The sequence below is a fragment of the Kitasatospora brasiliensis genome (genome assembly GCF_032654805.1).
GTDB classification, from domain to species: Bacteria; Actinomycetota; Actinomycetes; order Streptomycetales; family Streptomycetaceae; genus Kitasatospora; species Kitasatospora brasiliensis.
This window is the reverse complement of the sequence record NZ_JAUOOW010000004.1, coordinates 624,116-639,844: the sequence shown is the minus strand read 5'-3', so window position 1 is coordinate 639,844 and position 15,729 is coordinate 624,116. Positions and strand designations below refer to the sequence as shown.

The 15,729-nt window shown below is 74.7% G+C and carries 16 protein-coding genes; 7 read left to right on the top strand and 9 right to left on the bottom strand.

Annotation, left to right across the window (positions count from 1 at the left end; all coding sequences use genetic code 11):
• Positions 1 to 208: 208 nt before the first annotated feature.
• Both QWJ13_RS19055 and QWJ13_RS19050 read left to right on the top strand, forming a co-directional pair.
• Positions 209 to 415: an antitoxin gene (locus tag QWJ13_RS19055; protein WP_316525851.1), complete on the top strand. Its 207-nt coding sequence runs from the start codon at positions 209 to 211 to the stop codon at positions 413 to 415.
• Between the two features lie 72 nt (positions 416 to 487).
• Positions 488 to 1,171 carry a lysozyme family protein gene (locus tag QWJ13_RS19050; protein ID WP_432277549.1) on the top strand — a complete coding sequence of 228 codons (684 nt, stop codon included), beginning with the start codon at positions 488 to 490 and terminating at the stop codon, positions 1,169 to 1,171.
• Positions 1,172 to 1,184: 13 nt separating this feature from the next.
• On the opposite strand, the gene galE is transcribed toward QWJ13_RS19050, so the two are convergent.
• The 4 genes from galE to QWJ13_RS19030 all read right to left on the bottom strand — a co-directional run bounded on the left by galE (position 1,185) and on the right by QWJ13_RS19030 (position 4,521).
• On the bottom strand, positions 1,185 to 2,201 hold the full coding sequence (gene galE, locus QWJ13_RS19045; RefSeq protein ID WP_316525850.1) for a UDP-glucose 4-epimerase GalE: 1,017 nt from the start codon (positions 2,199 to 2,201) through the stop codon (positions 1,185 to 1,187).
• A 106-nt stretch (positions 2,202 to 2,307) separates the two neighbouring features.
• A complete protein-coding gene (locus QWJ13_RS19040; RefSeq protein WP_316525849.1) occupies positions 2,308 to 2,916 on the bottom strand; it encodes a hypothetical protein in 609 nt (202 codons plus the stop codon).
• A gap of 313 nt (positions 2,917 to 3,229) precedes the next feature.
• On the bottom strand, positions 3,230 to 3,703 hold the full coding sequence (locus QWJ13_RS19035; RefSeq protein ID WP_316525848.1) for a hypothetical protein: 474 nt from the start codon (positions 3,701 to 3,703) through the stop codon (positions 3,230 to 3,232).
• Positions 3,704 to 3,756: 53 nt separating this feature from the next.
• Positions 3,757 to 4,521, bottom strand: a complete 765-nt coding sequence (locus QWJ13_RS19030) for a sigma 54 modulation/S30EA ribosomal C-terminal domain-containing protein (RefSeq protein WP_316525847.1) — start codon at positions 4,519 to 4,521, stop codon at positions 3,757 to 3,759.
• Positions 4,522 to 4,862: 341 nt separating this feature from the next.
• Between QWJ13_RS19030 and QWJ13_RS19025 the strand changes: the two genes are divergently transcribed.
• Positions 4,863 to 7,343: a cytochrome P450 gene (locus tag QWJ13_RS19025; RefSeq protein ID WP_316525846.1), complete on the top strand. Its 2,481-nt coding sequence runs from the start codon at positions 4,863 to 4,865 to the stop codon at positions 7,341 to 7,343.
• Positions 7,344 to 7,362: 19 nt separating this feature from the next.
• On the opposite strand, the gene QWJ13_RS19020 is transcribed toward QWJ13_RS19025, so the two are convergent.
• From QWJ13_RS19020 to pdxR, 4 genes are all read right to left on the bottom strand, one after another.
• Positions 7,363 to 7,506 (bottom strand): DUF6126 family protein, encoded by a 144-nt coding sequence (locus tag QWJ13_RS19020; RefSeq protein ID WP_316525845.1) that lies wholly within the window; start codon positions 7,504 to 7,506, stop codon positions 7,363 to 7,365.
• A 43-nt stretch (positions 7,507 to 7,549) separates the two neighbouring features.
• Positions 7,550 to 7,894 carry an ArsR/SmtB family transcription factor gene (locus QWJ13_RS19015; RefSeq protein WP_316525843.1) on the bottom strand — a complete coding sequence of 115 codons (345 nt, stop codon included), beginning with the start codon at positions 7,892 to 7,894 and terminating at the stop codon, positions 7,550 to 7,552.
• A 154-nt stretch (positions 7,895 to 8,048) separates the two neighbouring features.
• Positions 8,049 to 9,071, bottom strand: a complete 1,023-nt coding sequence (locus tag QWJ13_RS19010) for a glycoside hydrolase family 3 N-terminal domain-containing protein (RefSeq protein ID WP_316525842.1) — start codon at positions 9,069 to 9,071, stop codon at positions 8,049 to 8,051.
• A gap of 359 nt (positions 9,072 to 9,430) precedes the next feature.
• Entirely contained in the window at positions 9,431 to 10,939 is a 1,509-nt protein-coding gene (pdxR, locus tag QWJ13_RS19005) for a MocR-like pyridoxine biosynthesis transcription factor PdxR (RefSeq protein WP_316525841.1), read from the bottom strand.
• Positions 10,940 to 10,998: 59 nt separating this feature from the next.
• Here pdxR and QWJ13_RS19000 point away from each other — a divergent pair, with 59 nt between their 5' ends.
• Positions 10,999 to 11,832 (top strand): methyltransferase domain-containing protein, encoded by an 834-nt coding sequence (locus QWJ13_RS19000; protein WP_316525840.1) that lies wholly within the window; start codon positions 10,999 to 11,001, stop codon positions 11,830 to 11,832.
• A 12-nt stretch (positions 11,833 to 11,844) separates the two neighbouring features.
• Here QWJ13_RS19000 and QWJ13_RS18995 read toward each other — a convergent pair whose 3' ends face one another.
• Complete coding sequence (locus tag QWJ13_RS18995; protein ID WP_316525839.1) at positions 11,845 to 12,342, bottom strand: MarR family winged helix-turn-helix transcriptional regulator; 498 nt, start codon at positions 12,340 to 12,342, stop codon at positions 11,845 to 11,847.
• 76 nt (positions 12,343 to 12,418) lie between these two features.
• Here QWJ13_RS18995 and QWJ13_RS18990 point away from each other — a divergent pair, with 76 nt between their 5' ends.
• From QWJ13_RS18990 to QWJ13_RS18980, 3 genes are all read left to right on the top strand, one after another.
• Entirely contained in the window at positions 12,419 to 13,378 is a 960-nt protein-coding gene (locus QWJ13_RS18990) for an EamA family transporter (RefSeq protein ID WP_316525838.1), read from the top strand.
• 34 nt (positions 13,379 to 13,412) lie between these two features.
• Positions 13,413 to 14,054: an NAD(P)-dependent oxidoreductase gene (locus QWJ13_RS18985; protein ID WP_316525837.1), complete on the top strand. Its 642-nt coding sequence runs from the start codon at positions 13,413 to 13,415 to the stop codon at positions 14,052 to 14,054.
• A 106-nt stretch (positions 14,055 to 14,160) separates the two neighbouring features.
• Positions 14,161 to 15,723, top strand: a complete 1,563-nt coding sequence (locus QWJ13_RS18980; protein ID WP_316525835.1) for an alpha/beta hydrolase — start codon at positions 14,161 to 14,163, stop codon at positions 15,721 to 15,723.
• The last annotated feature ends 6 nt before the right edge of the window (positions 15,724 to 15,729 follow it).

Sequence of the window (15,729 nt, the reverse complement as noted above, 5' to 3'; positions counted from 1 at the left end):
TCCTGGTGGCGTCCTGGCGACATCCCGGTGACGATCCCGACCTCTACATTTCTGTAGAAGACGGGCTGGAGCATACAAACCCATTTCAGCAAAGTCATCCGCTGTCACCCGGCAGCGGCAGACCGTCTGGTGGCCGTCGTTAGGATGGTCATGATCCCCGCCACGTCGGCACACCATCAGGAACGCATCAGAGGAGCAGAGCGTCACCATGTTTGAGAGTCTGAAGAACCTCGCGGACAAGGCCACCGACCTCGCCCGTGACCACGGCGACGTGATCGGGCAGGGGCTGGAGAAGGTCGGCGACGCGATCGACGACCGCACGGACGGCAAGTTCAGCGGCCAGATCGACACCGGCGTCGAGAAGGCGAAGGACTTCCTGCGCAACCTCGACGGCGACCAGAAGCCCGCCGAGTAACCTGCCGCAGGACACGAGCAGCCGCGCGGCGTTCGAACGGGCGCACGGGCGAACGGGGAGGGGGCGGCAGCGGTGAGCGAGGAGAAGAAGGGGTCCGGCCGGGGACGCTGGCTGGTGATCGGGGTCGTGGTGGTGGCCGGACTGGGCCTCATCCGCGGCAACGGCCACGACGACGCGGCCACCGCCGACCCCTCCCCGACCGCCGCCGCCTCCGGCGCCGCGCCGTCGGCGAGCCCGTCGACGAAGCCGTCGAAGCCCTCGAAGCCGTCCGGCGCCTACGACCCCGCCGACTACGCGGAACCGGTCCGCCGGTACGCCGCCGAGGCCGGGGTCAACCCGCAGCTGCTGATGGCGATCCTCTACAACGAGTCGTACAAGCCGCACGACCCGGAGCTCGAACGCGCCTGGCAGCGCGGCAAGCCGGACGCCTCCTTCGGCATCGCCAACATGCACCGGGCCGCCTTCGACGACACCAAGCCCGGCCGCCCCTTCGCCTCCCGCCAGTGGGAGGAGCTTCCCGACGACCGCGACCTGGCCGTCCAGGCCGCCGCCTGGCACCTGCACGACCTCGCCGCCCAACTCCCCGCCCGCCCGGGCGTGTCGCTCACCCGGGACGAACTCCTCGCGCTCGGCTACAACGCCGGCGCGGGCAACATGCTGGCCTTCGCCCGGGGCGTCAGGATCGGCTCCCAGGCGCAGTCCTACCTCGACCGGCTGCGCGACAACTGGCCGAAGTCCGGCGAGGCCGTCACGTAGCGCCCGGCGGCGGTCAGCTGACGCCGATCCGGGCGGACCAGACCCGCCGCCAGGCCAGCGCGTCGGAGACCCCCTCGGCGATGCCGCGCCGCGGCTGCCAGCCGAGCAGGTCCCGGGCGGTGTCCACGACGGCGTAGCAGCCGATCACGTCCCCGGGCCGCGGCCCCGCCTCCCGCACCTCCAGGCTGGTGCCGACGGCCTGTTCGAAGGCGGCGATCAGCTCCCGCACGGTGGTCCCGTCGCCGGTGCCGACGTTGATCACCCGGTAGCGGTCCGCCACGCCCGGGGCGATCACCTCGTCGAACCGCAGCAGCGCCGCGACGTGCGCCTCGGCGAGGTCCTGGACGTGGATGTAGTCGCGGATGCCGGAGCCGTCGCGGGTCGCCCAGTCGGTGCCGGTCACGGTGAACGGGGTGCCGGTGGTGTGCGCCTCGATGAGCTTGCCGAGGGCGTGGGTGGGGCGGAGGTCCTGAAGGCCGGTGCGCAGCCGGGGGTCGGCGCCGATCGGGTTGAAGTAGCGCAGGGCGATGACGCGTTGGCGCTCGGCGCCCTCGCCCCGGGTCCAGTCCTGGAGGACCTGCTCCATCATCTGCTTGGTGCGCGCGTACGGGCTGGCGGCGTCGACCGGGCTGCTCTCGTCCACCCGGGCGTCGGGGGTGGGGGCGTAGATCGAGGCGGAGCTGCTGAAGACGACCCGGGTGCAGCCGTGGCGCTGGAGGGAGTCCAGGAGGTCGACGGTCTTGGCGACGTTCTCCCGGTAGTAGTACAGCGGCCTGGCCACCGACTCCGGGACGACGATCTTCGCGGCGCAGTGCACGGTGGCGTCGATGTCGGGGTGCTCGGCGAAGATCCGGTCCAGCAGGGCCGCGTCGGCGATGTCGCCCCGATAGAAGACCCGGTCCTCGACGAACTCGACCCGCCCCCGGGAGAGGTCGTCCAGCACGACCGGGGTGATCCCCCGGTCGAGCAGGGCGGAGGCGACGGTGCTGCCGATGAATCCCGCGCCTCCGGTGATCAGGACCTTCTTCATGCGCGGACGCTCCCTTGCGATCGGCCGGACGCCCGGTGGCGTCCGCTGCCCGGAAGGGACGCCGGTTCGCATCCGACCGGTTCCCGACCCGGGGCCGACGGGCTGCTCAGCCGCGGTGGCGGCGCAGCCAGAGGCCGGTGGCGACCAGGACGACGGCCGTGCAGGCGGTGCCGACGGCGGCCCAGACGGTGGCCACCGAGGTGGTCGCGTGGACGGGGCCGGGCGCGGCCTGCCGGGCGGCGACCAGAGCGGCGGCGGTCTCCCGGAGCGGGCCCGGGGTCCCGGCGGACCACGGCGCGGGTTCGACGAGCGGCGAGGCTTCCGGGAGCGCCGGGTCGGCCACCACCACGGCGTCGACGTCGAGTTCGCGCTCGCCGTGCCCGGGGGCGGGGACGGCGCAGTCCACCGTCACCCGCCAGTGCCCGGCGGGCAGCGCCTCCCGGGTGGTGTACGTCCCCGGGTGGTCGGGGACGGTGACCAGGCGCCAGGGGCCGACGGTGCGGCCGTCGGAGGCCGTCGCGAAGAGCGTGCCGGCGAACTCCCCGGTCACCGGGTCGTGGTCGTCCTCCCAGGTGGCCACGGCGCTGACGCGGGCGTCGCGCCGACCGGTGACGTCCAGATGGACGCTGTCGCCGTGGGCGGCCGCGGGCGCGGCGGCGGCCAGCACGGCCAGGGCGGCGAGGGCGAGGGCGGCGAGGCGGGGGCGGGTTCGCATACGGGCTGGTCCTCGGGCGGTGTGGGGGCAGGAATACGGGAGCGGCCGGCGTACGCGCCGACCGGTTCCCGGGCTCACAGGAACAGCCTTACCCGGAACGGCTCATGAGGTCTTCACCGGCGAACAGTTCCGGTAAGGGCCACCGATCCCCGGCACCAGCAGAGGAGTTCGAATGTCGTGGGAGTACAGAAGGATCAAGTCGGCGGAATTCGGCGTGATCTGACCGATACTCACCACATCGGGCGCCACGCCCGGCAAGCGAGATGCCGGGCGGTAGGCACCACCCGGCATCTGATGATCCGTCAGGAATGGATCAGGCGGCGACCTTCACCGGCGCCATGCCGAAGGCCGCCGCGCCCGCCCCGGCACGCGCCGGCACCGTGCCGATGCCCGCGAGGCCGGCACCGCAGCCGCCGTGCAGCCGGGCCAGCCCGGCCGCCAGGGCGACCCGGTCCCCGGCGAGCCAGAGCCGCAGCGCGGCCGAGAGCGCGGCACTGGCCGGGCCGGCCGCCGGGCCGCCCGTCCGGGCCAGCCGCTCGCCGAGCAGCGGCAGCAGGTCCGCGATCGGGGCGGGCAGCCAGAGGGTGAGCGCGAAGGGCGCCGGCCGGGCCAGGACGCGCATCAGCGGCAGGACGCAGGCGTCGTCGTGCAGCGCCGGAATGACCTCCAGCAGCCCGTCCACCACCACCTCGGAGACGTCGCCGCCGTGCCCGCGCGCGAGTTCGCGCAGCAGCGCGCGCTCGGCGGCGGTGATCCGGACGGTCAGCATGACCTCGTCGCAGTCCATGGTCCCGGCCCCTTGTCGTGGAGAGTTCGTGGTGTGGTCGTCGCGCCGCGGTGTCAGTCCCGAGCCGACAGGGTTCCTGCCCCGATCCGGCCGTCCGATACCGGCACTATCAGGCCGTAGTGGCCGTCGAAGCGGCGGTAGAGCACCCGGGCCCGGCCGTCGCCGAGATCGGTGTAGCCGACGAACGGGCGGTTGATGAGCCAGAGCCGGCGGGCCGCCTCGGAAAGGTCCAGCGGGGGCACCGCGCCGCTGCCCGCGGCGCACAGTTCCATCGCGCCGCTCGGCGAGCAGCGGTGGACCAGCATGTCCCGCCCGGTCGCGGCGTCCGTGAACAGGTGGAACCGCCGGTCGAGGGCGAGCAGTTCGAGCGTGGCCTGCTCGGGGGTGCGGCGGGCGAGCACGACCGCCTTGTGCCGGGCGATCCGCCGCTGGGCGAGCGGACGGTCGGCGAACTGCGGGCGGTAGGCACTCTCGTACGAGGCGGCGAAGCCGATGTCGCCCTGTTCGCGCAGCCGGACGGCCCGCCCGGCGAGGGTGCCGAGCACCAGGTCGACGGACTCGCGCGCGGTGCCGGTGGCCAGCTGTACCCGGACCGGTCCGACGCCCGCCAGTTCGACGTCCGCCTGGGCCAGCGCGGGCCGGGACATCGAACGGTCGCGCGAGCGGGTCAGCCGCAGCCGCAACGCGTGGGCGTCGGGGCCGAGCTCCGTGGCGGTGTCCAGCGCCCGCGCCCGGGCATACTCGGCATCCTCGCGCGGCAGCTCGCCGCGGATCTCCACCCGGACATCGAGGGCGGGCCGGTGGCGCAGACGGGTCATCAGGGGCCTCCTTCTTCGCAACCATGCTGGCCCTCGCACGCCCGTACGGCGAGGGTCCAAAGACCCTGCCCTCCGGGATCGCCGCGGACCGTACGGGCACAGGCATCCGCGCAGGTCAACACCGGTCTTCGAGCACGCACGAAAGGGTCGATCCGATCGGCCGTTGGAGTGATCCCCGCACATTCGGCGCAACGCTCGGGAAACCGGCGCGTTTGCCAAACGTGCGCCCTCCGCCCGGGGGCGCGCGCGGGGCCCGCACTGGGCGGTCCCCCGTCCCGCGGCCGGCCCACCACTGCCACCCGGCATCGCCCGCGCCGGCCACTCTGGTGAGAGGAAGTGTCATGTCCCTGCTGACCGAGACGCGGAAGCTGATCGTCCCCCCGAGAACCGCACCCGGTCCCTCCCCCCTGGCCCGCGCCGCCGTCCCCCCGCTGGCGCCCGGCGCCCTGCCCGGCCTCGGGCACGCCGCCGCCCTGCTGCGCGACCCGCTCGGCTTCCTCGGCTCGCTCTCCGGCCACGGCGGGGTGGTCCGCATCCGGCTCGGTCCGCGCAGCGTCTGCGTGGTCACCGACGCCCGCCTGGTGCACACCCTGCTCGTCGCACTGGCCCACGACTGCCCGCGCGGCGCCGTCCAGGACACCCTCAAGACGGCCTTCGGCGACGGTCTGCTGATGTCCGAGGGCCAGGCCCACCGCGACCGGCGCCGGACCATCCAGCCCGCCTTCGGCGCGGACCGGATGGGCGAGTACCTGGCCGTGATGCAGCAGGTCACCGAGGAGCGGGCCGCTCGCTGGCGCCCCGGCCAGGTCCTCGACGTGGCCAAGGAGATGAACCACCTCGCGCTGGAGATCGTCACCCGCGCGCTGTTCGACGCCCGGCTCAGTGAGGACGCCACCCTCGCCTTCCACCGGGCCCTGCCGGACCTGGTCAAGGGCCAGATCGTCCAGTCCCTCTACCCGAACCCGGCGCTCGCCCGGCTGCCGCTGCCCGTCAACCGGCGGTTCGACGACGCCGTCCGGGTGCTCAACCGGGTCGTCGACCAGGCCGTCGACAGCCGCGCCGCGACCGCGTCCGGCGGGGAGCGCCGGCGCACCCTGCCCGCGCTGCTGCGCGCCGCGACCGACCCGGCCACCGGCTGCCCGCTCACCGAGGCGGACGTGCGGTCCGAGGCGATCACCATGTTCGGCGCGGGCACCGAGACCGTCTCCACCACGCTGACCTGGCTGCTGGACGAGCTGCTGCGCCACCCCGAGGCGGAGGAGCGCGTCCTCGCCGAGCTGGACGAACACCTGCCCGCGGGCACCGTCCCCACTCCCGAGGCCCTGAGCCGGCTCACCTACACCCGCAGCGTCACCCAGGAGGTGGTGCGGCTGCACGCGCCGAACGCCTTCCTGATGCGCACCGCCCGGGTGCCGGTCGAGCTCGGCCCGTACCGCGTCCCGGCCGGCACCGAGCTGCTGTACAGCCTCACCGCGCTGCACCGCGACCCGGTGCGCTACCCGGAGCCGCTGAGCTTCCGGCCCGAACGCTGGCAGGACGGCAGCGGCACCGGACGGCCGTCCTTCCTGCCGTTCGGGGCGGGCAAGCACAAGTGCATCGGCGAGGCCTTCGCCTGGGCGGAGCTGACCGTCGCGGCCGCGGCGATCCTGCGCCGCTGGCGGCCGGTGGCGGTGTCGGGCTCGCGCGCCCGCGAGGTGGTGTGGACCACGGTCCAGGCGCACGGCCTGCGGGTGCGGCTCGCGCCGCGCGGCGCGCGCTCCCCTCGCGGTGGCGCCTCGGCGGCCTCCCGCGAGGGCGATGCCGCCTCCTCACCGGGGGACACAGCCTCCCCAGCGCCCTCCTCGCACGGCGGGCCGCCACCGGGCCGGTGCCTGCTCACCGGCGCCGCAGCGGCGGTCGGCCCCCGCCCGCCGCGCGACCTGCGGCGCGCCGCCGACCGGCACGCCGACTGGGTGGTCCGCCACGGCCTGCTCACCCCGGCCGAGCTGCCCCGCTACCGGGCCTACGCGCTGCACGAGTTGATCGGCCGCGCCTTCCCCCGCGTCGGAGGCACCGAACTCGACCTGCTGGTGGACGTGTTGGGCTGGTTCACCATCCTGGACGACCGCTTCGACGAGTCGCCCGGCCGCCACCCCGCCGAGGCCCGAGCCCTGGTGGACCCGCTGGTCGCGGTCCTCGACGGGGCCCGCGGCGCGAGCCCGTCCGACGACCGACTGCTGGACTCCTGGCGCGAGTTGTGGAACCGGCAGACCGCCTCGATGTCCCCCGAGTGGCGCGCCCGGGCGGCCCGGGAGTGGCGGGCCTGCCTGGCCACCTTCCCCGCCGAGGCCGACCACCGCGCGCGGGGCGCCGTACCGGCCCGCGGCCTCGGTCTGACGGACACCATGCGGCTGCGCCGGCACGGCAGTTGCCTCTACCCGTTCATGAACATAATGGAACGGGTCCACGGCGCCGACGCCCCGGCCGCCCTGCACGCGGAGCCAGCGCTGCACCGGTTGCGCGCCAACACCGCCGACGCCGCCACGCTGATCAACGACCTGTACTCGCTGGAACGCGAGGAACGGCAGAGCGGCGCCGCGTTCAACACCGTGCTCACCGTCCAGCGGTCCCGCGGCTGCACCCGCGGCCGGGCCGTCCACGCGGTGCGCGCCCAGGTGGTGCGGCTGCGACAGGAGAGCGAGGAGCTGCGCCGCGAACTGCTGCGCCGCCACCCGGCCGGCCGCTGGTACCTGGACGGCACCCGGGAGCTGGTCGCCGGCGTGCACGCCTGGAGCAGCACCAGCGACCGCTACCTGGTGCCGGACGGCGGGCGGCGCCGGTGAAACGATCCCGCCCGGGGTGCTACTTGCGGCCGCCGAGCGCGAACAGCAGCAGCACGAAACCGGCGAACAGGTGCGTGGCGAAGATGTAGATGCCCGCGCGGATCAGCATCGCCTTGCGGCGGCGCTTCTCCTCACTGGTGCCGTCGTTCGTGCTCTTGCTCACGGTGGTGCTTCTCCTCGGGTGGGGCGGACGGGCCGGGCGCGGCTCAGCGCGACTGCCGACCGCCGGCGGCGCGCAGCTCGGTGAGCAGCGCGCCCTGGTCGGTGATCAGCTCGGTCAGGATCCGGCGGGCCGCGCTCAGCAGCTCGGCCACGTCCGGGGTGCTGAGCGCGTACACCACGGTGTTGCCCTCACGGGTCGCGGTGACCAGCTGGGTGCGACGCAGCACCGCGAGCTGCTGGGAGAGGTTGGAGGGTTCGACCTCGATCTCCGCCAGCAGCTCGCGCACCGGCCGGGGTCCGTCCTGGAGCAGTTCCAGGACCCGGATCCGTACGGGGTGGCCGAGGGTACGGAAGAACTCCGCCTTGGCCTGGTACAGCGGTACCGGCATCGTCCGCCCTCTCCCTCGTCCGGCTCGGTGGTCGTCCGGCCGGGCGGGGTGGACGCCGCGGCCGGTAGGCATCATCGCGACAGATGAAGATTTCTTCAAGTCGTCACCGTGCCCGGCCGCTCGCGAGGCTCCGGCCGGGCACGGCGCCGTCGGCTCAGTCCAGGGAGGTGCGCAGGGCGTCGACCCGGGCGACGGCGGCGGTGAAGGCGTGCCGGTCCAGCCGGCCGTCGTCCAGGGCGGCGGCCAGCGCCTCGGTGGCGTCCTCACCCTGCTGGGGGTCCCGGGCGGAGCAGAGCAGCAGGTCCATCCCGGCCCCGGCGGCGGCCAGCGCGCGGTCACCGGTGCCGCCGTACGGGGCGAGCGCCTCGGCTTCCATCGCGTCGGTGACGGTGACGCCGTCGAAGCCGAGCCGGCCGCGCAGCTCGCCCTGGATGATCCGGGGCGAGAACCCGGCCGGGTGGTCCGGGTCCAGCGCCGGGTAGACCGCCCAGGAGGCCATCACCAGCCGTACGCCCGCCGCGATGGCCGCCCGGTACGGGGCCTCACCGCGGGAGCGCAGCTGCGACAGCGGGACGTTCAGGGTGACCGGGCCCTCGTCGGTGTTCTCGCCCCGGGGCGCGGCGCCGAGGCCGGGGAAGTGCTTGGCGGTCGCGGCCACCCCGAGGCCCTGCTGGGCGGTGAGGAAGGCGGTGCCCAGTTCGGCCACCTTGGCCGGGTCCTGGCTGAAGGAGCGCTCGAAGTGGTCGATGAAGTTGTCCGGCTTGTCGTAGACGTCGAGCACCGGGGCGAGGTTGAGGTTCAGCCCGGCGTCGGCGAGGGTCCGGGCGGCGCCGGCCCCGGAGTCCGCCGCCGCGGCGACCGGGTTGGCGGCCGACCCGACGCCGCGGGCGGAGAGTTCGGGCGCGCCGGGCAGCCGGCGGACCTTGCCGCCCTCCTGGTCGGTCATCAGCAGCAGGGTGCGCGGGTGCGGGGCCTCGGCCGCGGCCTGCTTCAAGGCGGCGACGGCCTCGGCGAGTTGGGCCGGGCTGGTGACGTTCTCGCCGAACAGGATCACCCCGGCGGCCCGGCCTTCCCGGATCGTCTGGAGCACCCCGGCCGGCGGCGTCGGGCCGGAGTAGGACAGGACGATCCGCCGTCCGGCGAGCGTCCGGGAGTCCTCCTGCTCATGGCCGGCCATCGCGGCGGTCCTCTCGCTCGGGGCACCCGGGGCACCCGGGGCACCCGGGGCGCCTTGGGCGCCTGAGGCGCTCGGGGCTCCCTGCGTCCGGGCGGAGGAGCCGAGCTGCACCGGCCCGAGCGCCGCCCCCATGACGGCCAGGACCACTCCGAGCTGAGCGACACTGCGGAACGGGGTCATCACGCCTCCCGGGTCGGCTTTTGACTTCAGCATGTCAACGTACCCCGGGGTCCGGCCCGGCATTCACCCTCATCCAGCTTCATCCGATATTCCGACTTATAAGCCATGGGTGGTTCACAGGGGCCGCGCCCCTAGGCCGACCGAGTGTTTCGAGGTCCGGCCACGAGCCGATGCCGGGATCAGGACGCCCGGCGCACCAGCCGCCCCAGAACCGCCAGCCCCTCCTCGATCTCGACCACCGACCCCGCCGCGTAGCCGAGGACCAGACCGGGCGGGTACGGCAGCCGGGCATGCCAGGACAGCGGCTGCGCCTTGACCCCCTCGGCCAACGCGGCGGCGGCCAACTCCACGTCGGTGCAGCCGAGTTCCGCCGGGAGCGTCACCATCAGATGCAGGCCCGCCGCCGCGCCGTGCACGGTGGCGCCCGGCAGGTGGGTGCGGATGGCGGCGGTCATGGCGTCCCGGCGGCGACGGTGGCGGCGGCGCAGCAGCCGCAGATGGCGGTCGAGGTCACCGGACTCCATCAGCCGGGCGAGGACCAGCTGGGGCAGCACCGGGCTGCCGAGGTCGGCGAAGCGCTTGGCGTCCAGGACGGCGCCGCGCAACCGGGCCGGGACGAGCAGCCAGCCCGTGCGCAGCGCGGGAGCGAGCAGCTTGGAGATGCTGCCCGCGTAGCAGACCCGGTCCGGCAGGGCGGCCCGCAGGGCCGGGACGGGCGGGCGGTCGTAGCGGTGCTCGGCGTCGTAGTCGTCCTCGATGACCAGGCCGCCCTCCCCCGCCCAGCGCAGCAGTTCGCGCCGCCGGTCGCCGCCGAGGACGACACCGGTCGGGTACTGGTGGGCGGGGGTGAGCAGCACCGCCGGGGCGCCGGTGGCGCGCAGCGCGTCGACCCGGATGCCCTCGGCGTCGACCGGGACGGGCGGGGTGGCGCAGAGCCAGTGGGCGAGCTGCCGGCGGGCGCCGAGCGAGCCCGGGTCCTCGACCGCGACCTCGTCGATGCCGGTGCGGCCGAGGGCGCGGCCGAGCAGGGCGAGGGCCTGGGCCGTGCCGGCGACGATCAGCACCTCGTCCGGGTCGGCGCGGATGCCCCGGTTGCGGGCCAGCCAGTGGGCGACGGCCCGGCGCAGGGCCGGGGTGCCGCGCACGTCGCCGTAGCCGAGGTCGGAGGCGGCGAGGCCGTCGAGGACGGCGCGTTCGGCGCGCAGCCAGGCGCCGCGGGGGAAGGCCGCGAGGTCGGGCACGCCGGGGGTGAGGTCGATCCGGGCGGGGGTGGCGCGCAGCAGGTCGAAGCCCTCGGGGCCGGGGTCGTCGCGGAACAGCGCGGGGGCCGGACGGGGCGTGTCCGGCTCCGCCGGCACGGCAGGGGCCGCGACCACGACCGTCCCGCCGCGTCCGCGGCCGGCCACCTGCCCCTCCTCGGCGAGGCGCCGGTAGGCGTCGGTCACCACGCCGCGGGAGACGCCGAGTTCGGCGGCGAGCACCCGGCTGGCGGGCAGTCTGGTCCCGGCCGGGAGCCGTCCGTCGGCGACGGCCTCACGCAGTCGGCGGGCCAGCCAGTCGGTGAGGCCGCCGGGCGGGGCGTCGACCGGGTCGAGCTGGAGGAAGTCGGCGCCGGATTCCTCGGACCGGGCCTCTTCGGGCCGGGCCCCTTTGGACTGGTCGGATGGCTCGGCTTTGGACCTGTTCACCGGACCATAGTGGCGGCGAGGGTGGGGCCATGACCACAGAAACCGCAGACACGGCAGACATGGCAGACACGGCGGCGCCGGGCCACGGCCGCGACTACGTCCACGGCTACTCGGTCGCCGAGGCGCGGCGCCTCGGCGACCAGGCCGACACCCTCGCCGAGCTGCTGCACGCGGGCACCGGGTATCCGCCGGGCAGCCGGGTGCTGGAGGCGGGCTGCGGGGTGGGGGCGCAGACCGTGCACCTGCTGGCCGCCAGCCCCGGCATCCGGCTGACGGCGGCCGACCTCTCGGCCGAGTCGCTGGCCCAGGCCCGCGCCCGGGTGGCCGCGCAGGCGCCCGCCGCGCAGGTCGGCTGGCACCACGGAGACCTGCACCGGCTGCCGTTCCCGGACGGTTCCTTCGACCACGTCTTCCTCTGCTTCGTCCTGGAGCACCTGCCCGACCCGGCGGCCGGGCTGGCCGCGCTGCGCCGGGTGCTGCGGCCGGGCGGGACGATCACGGTGATCGAGGGCGACCACGGCTCGGCCTTCTTCCATCCGGAGAGCCCGGCGGCCCGGCGCACCGTCGACCATCTGGTCCGGCTGCAGGCCGGGGCGGGCGGCGACGGCCTGCTCGGCCGCCGCCTGCACCCCCTGCTGACGGCGGCCGGGTTCGCCGAGGTGGCGGTCCGGCCGCGGACGGTCTACGCGGACGGGTCCCGCCCGGCCCTGGTGGAGGGCTTCACGCTGCGGACCTTCGTCGCCATGGTCGAGGCCGTCCGGACGGACGCGCTGGCCGCCGGGCTGACCACCCCGGAGGACTTCGACCGGGGCGTCGCGGAGCTGCGCCGCGCGGCCGAGCCGGGCGGGACGTTCCACTACGCCTTCTTCAAGGCGGTGGCGGTCAGGCCGTAGCCCACGATCCGGCTACTCCGCCTCGCCCCCGAGGTCCGCCACCATGACGCGCATCGTCTCGATCAGCGCGGTCCGCTGCGCCTCGTCGAGGCCCGCCAGCATCCGGTGCTCGGTGGCGAGGTGGTCGGGCAGCGCCTGGTCGATCAGCGCGTGGCCGTCGGGGGTGAGGGCGACCTCGCGGCTGCGGCCGTCCTGGTCGCTGCGGGTCCGGGTGACCAGGCCGCGGGCCTCCAGCCGGTCCAGGCGCTGGGTGATGGCGCCGGAGGTGACCATCGCGGACTGCATCAGGCCCGTGGGGGTGAGGCGGTAGGGCGGGCCGCTGCGCTTGAGGGTGGCGAGGACGTCGAAGGAGGCGGCGTCCAGCCCGTGCTCCGCGAAGGTGCGGTTGAGCTCCGCGTCCACCAGCCGGTAGAGGCGTTTGAGCCGGCCGAACACCTCCATCGGGGAGACGTCCAGGTCGGGGCGTTCCGCGCCCCACTGCGCGACGATGCGGTCCACATGATCTGCCACGGGTTCAGGGTAGGCGACCACTCCCCGAATTCCTTAGCACTGAGGTAACTGTGAGCCACACCACTCATCCGAAGTGATGAAGAATGCCTTAGCGCTGAGATATATTTGCTTAGTGCTAAGAAATCGCCTCGCCCTCGTCCTGATGACGGCCCTCGCCCCGGCGGTCTGGGGCTCCACCTACCTGGTCACCACCGAGCTGCTGCCGCCCGGCCGGCCGCTGCTCGCCGCCGTCATCCGCTGCCTGCCCGCCGGGCTGCTCCTGATCGCCCTCACCCGCCGCCTGCCGCAGGGCAGTTGGTGGTGGCGCTCGCTGGTCCTCGGCGCGCTCAACATCGGGGTGTTCCAGGCGCTGCTGTTCATCGCCGCCTACCGCCTGCCCGGCGGCATCGCGGCCACCGTCGGCGCCGTCCAGCCGCTGATCACCGCCGGGCTCTCCGCCCTGGTCCTCGGCGACCGGCTCACCCTGCGCACCGTGCTGTCCGGCATCGCGGGCGTGGCCGGTGTCAGCCTGCTGGTGCTGCGCGCCAACGCCCGGCTCGACGCGCTCGGGGTGGCGGCCGCGCTCGGCGGAGCCGCGGTGATGGCCGCCGGCATCGTGCTCTCCAAGCGCTGGGTCTCCCCCGCGCCGATGCTCGCCACCACCGGCTGGCAGCTCACCACCGGCGGACTGCTCTTGGTGCCGGTCACGCTGCTCACCGAGGGCGCCCCGCCGTCCCACTACAGCCTCGCCAACGTGCTCGGCTACACCTACCTCTGCCTGATCGGCGCCGCCGTCACCTACGCGCTCTGGTTCCGCGGGCTGCGGGAGCTGTCACCGGTCTCGGTCTCCTTCCTCGGGCTGCTCAGCCCGGTGGTCGCCACCCTGCTCGGCTGGCTGGCGCTCGACCAGGACCTGAGCCCGCTCCAGGCGCTCGGCGCCCTGGTCGTGCTCGGCTCGCTGATCGCCGCCCAGACCGGGCGGCCGCGCACCACGGCGCGGCCGGCCTCCGGCGCCGAGCCGACGGCGAGCGCGCGGCCCGTCCGCGCGAACGTCTGACCCCGTCCCGCCTTCACTCCCAGGGAGCATCCCCATGCGCATCACCGTGTTCGGCGCCACCGGCAACGTCGGCGGCCGGATCGTGGCCGAGGCCCTCGCCCGGGGCCACCGGGTCACCGCCGTCCTACGGGACCGGGCGAAGCCGCACGCGCTGCCGTCCGCCGTCACCCTGGTCACGGGCGACGCCCGCGCCCCCGAGGACGTCGCCCGGATCGCGGCCGGACAGGACGTCATCATCACCGCCACCCGCCCGGTGCCCGGCAGTGAGCACGAGCTGGCCGTCGCCACCAAGGGCCTGCTGGCCGGGGTGGCCGGCACCGGCGCGCGGCTGCTGGCCGTCGGCGGCGCGGGCAGCCTGCTCGTCCCGGGCGCCGACGGGACGGTCCTCGTCGACAGCCCCGGCTTCCCCGACGCGATCCGGCCGATCGCCCTGGCCTGCGGCGAGCAGCTCGACCTCTACCGGGCCGCCGGCCCCGACATCGACTGGACGTACCTGAGCCCCGCCGCAGTGCTGGAGCCCGGCGTGCGCACCGGCCTGTTCCGGCTCGGCCGGGACGAACTGCTGGTGGACGCCGAGGGCAACTCGGCGATCTCCATGGAGGACCTCGCCGTCGCGCTCCTCGACGAGGCCGAACGGCCCGTCCACCGCCGGGCCCGCTTCACCGCCGCCTACTGAGGACGCGACTGGAGCCCCCGCTCCGGCGGGGGTGTATCCAGCACCACCCCGAAGACGGCAGTGGGGATGATCGATCATCAGACCGGGCCCCGACATGATCGTTCCCGTGACGAAGACCGCAGCCCAGCCCACCGGAACCACCGCACCCCGCACCCGACGCGCCGCGCTGGCCGTCGCCGCCGTCCTCCTGGCCGGCCTGGCCGCGCCCGCCACCGCGAGTGCCGCCACCGGCCGCGACCCGGGCGACGCCGACCCGGCGCCCGCCCGCTACACCCACCAGAACCTGAACTGGCAGCCCTGCGCCCGGCAGCCCGCCCTGGACTGCGCCACCATGACCGCCCCCCGCGACTGGCACCACCCCGGTGCCGGGGCCGATCTGACCATCGCCGTCTCCCGGCACCGCGCCACCGACCCGGCCAAGCGCAAGGGCGTCCTGCTCCAGGCGGCCGGCGGCCCCGGCGGCGCCGGTCTGCTGCGACCGGCCGGGCTGGCCGCCGACGCCCCGGCGATCGCCGCCGCGTACGACATCGTGGGCTTCGACCAGCGCGGGGTCGGCGAGAGCACCAAGGCGGTCTGCCAGACCCAGGAGGAGTTCCAGGAGTTCCTGGCCGGCGACTACCGCGACCAGTCCCCCGCCGCGATCGACCGGGTGATCGCCAACTCACGTAAGCTGGCCGCCAGTTGCCAGGAGCGCAGCGGTGACCTCATCCCATACCTGACCACCGAGCAGACCGCCCACGACATCGACCTGTTCCGCGGCCTGCTCGGCGAGCGCAAGCTCAGCTACTACGGCCCGTCCTACGCCTCGATGATCGGCGCCTACTACGGGACGCTCTTCCCGCACCGGGTCGAACGGATGGTGCTGGACAGCAACATCGGCTTCGACGGCACCTGGGAGAAGTTCGAACTGGGCCAGCCGATGAGCTTCCAGCGCCGCTTCGACGAGGACTTCGCGCCCTGGCTCGCGGCCCGGGACACCACCTACCACTGGGGCTCGACCCCGGAGCAGGTGCGGGCGCACTGGGAGCGGCGCCGGGCCGCGCTGCACGACTCCCCCATCGTCGAGGGCACGCTGACGATCGGCCCGAACCAGCTGGACAGCCTCGCGATGTCGGCGATCTACCGGGCCGCCAACTTCCCCCAGCTGGCCGGACTGCTGGCCACCGTCGACGACTGGCAGGGCGCCGACCCCACCACCCGGGCGGCGGCCGCGAAGGCCTTCAACAGCTACCTCAGCCCGGAGTTCCTCGCCGAGTACTTCTCGGTGACCTGCAACGACACCCCGTGGACCAAGGACATGGGCACCTGGGTGCAGCGCGGCGCCGAGTACACCGCCCGGTGGCCGCTGGCCGGTGCCCGGACGCTCGCCTTCAGCGCGGTCTGCGCCGCCTGGCCGGTCGCCCCGGCGCCCGAGGTCAAAGTGACCGGCGCCCACCTGCCGACCACGCTGATGCTCAACTCGTTGCACGACCCGGCGACTTACTACGAGGCGGCGCTCGGCGCCCACCGGGCGCTGCGCGGCTCGCGGCTGGTCACCGTCACCGGGAACGGCGACCACGGCCAGTTCCCCACCACCGACACCTGCGTCACCGGCGTGGTCGAGCGCTATCTGCTGGATGACGCCGCGCCCGCGCGCGACCTCACCTGCCCCTCGCCGCAGGCCGGTTGACCGGCC

Bases quoted from the DNA above. Each gene is read 5' to 3' on its own strand.
- QWJ13_RS19055 (WP_316525851.1), top strand. From the start codon at position 209: ATGTTTGAGAGTCTGAAGAACCTCGCGGACAAGGCCACCGACCTCGCC.
- galE (WP_316525850.1), bottom strand. From the start codon at position 2,201: ATGAAGAAGGTCCTGATCACCGGAGGCGCGGGATTCATCGGCAGCACC.
- QWJ13_RS19040 (WP_316525849.1), bottom strand. From the start codon at position 2,916: ATGCGAACCCGCCCCCGCCTCGCCGCCCTCGCCCTCGCCGCCCTGGCC.
- QWJ13_RS19035 (WP_316525848.1), bottom strand. From the start codon at position 3,703: ATGGACTGCGACGAGGTCATGCTGACCGTCCGGATCACCGCCGCCGAG.
- QWJ13_RS19030 (WP_316525847.1), bottom strand. From the start codon at position 4,521: ATGACCCGTCTGCGCCACCGGCCCGCCCTCGATGTCCGGGTGGAGATC.
- QWJ13_RS19025 (WP_316525846.1), top strand. From the start codon at position 4,863: ATGTCCCTGCTGACCGAGACGCGGAAGCTGATCGTCCCCCCGAGAACC.
- QWJ13_RS19015 (WP_316525843.1), bottom strand. From the start codon at position 7,894: ATGCCGGTACCGCTGTACCAGGCCAAGGCGGAGTTCTTCCGTACCCTC.
- QWJ13_RS19010 (WP_316525842.1), bottom strand. From the start codon at position 9,071: ATGGCCGGCCATGAGCAGGAGGACTCCCGGACGCTCGCCGGACGGCGG.
- QWJ13_RS19000 (WP_316525840.1), top strand. From the start codon at position 10,999: ATGGCAGACACGGCGGCGCCGGGCCACGGCCGCGACTACGTCCACGGC.
- QWJ13_RS18990 (WP_316525838.1), top strand. From the start codon at position 12,419: ATGAAGAATGCCTTAGCGCTGAGATATATTTGCTTAGTGCTAAGAAAT.
- QWJ13_RS18985 (WP_316525837.1), top strand. From the start codon at position 13,413: ATGCGCATCACCGTGTTCGGCGCCACCGGCAACGTCGGCGGCCGGATC.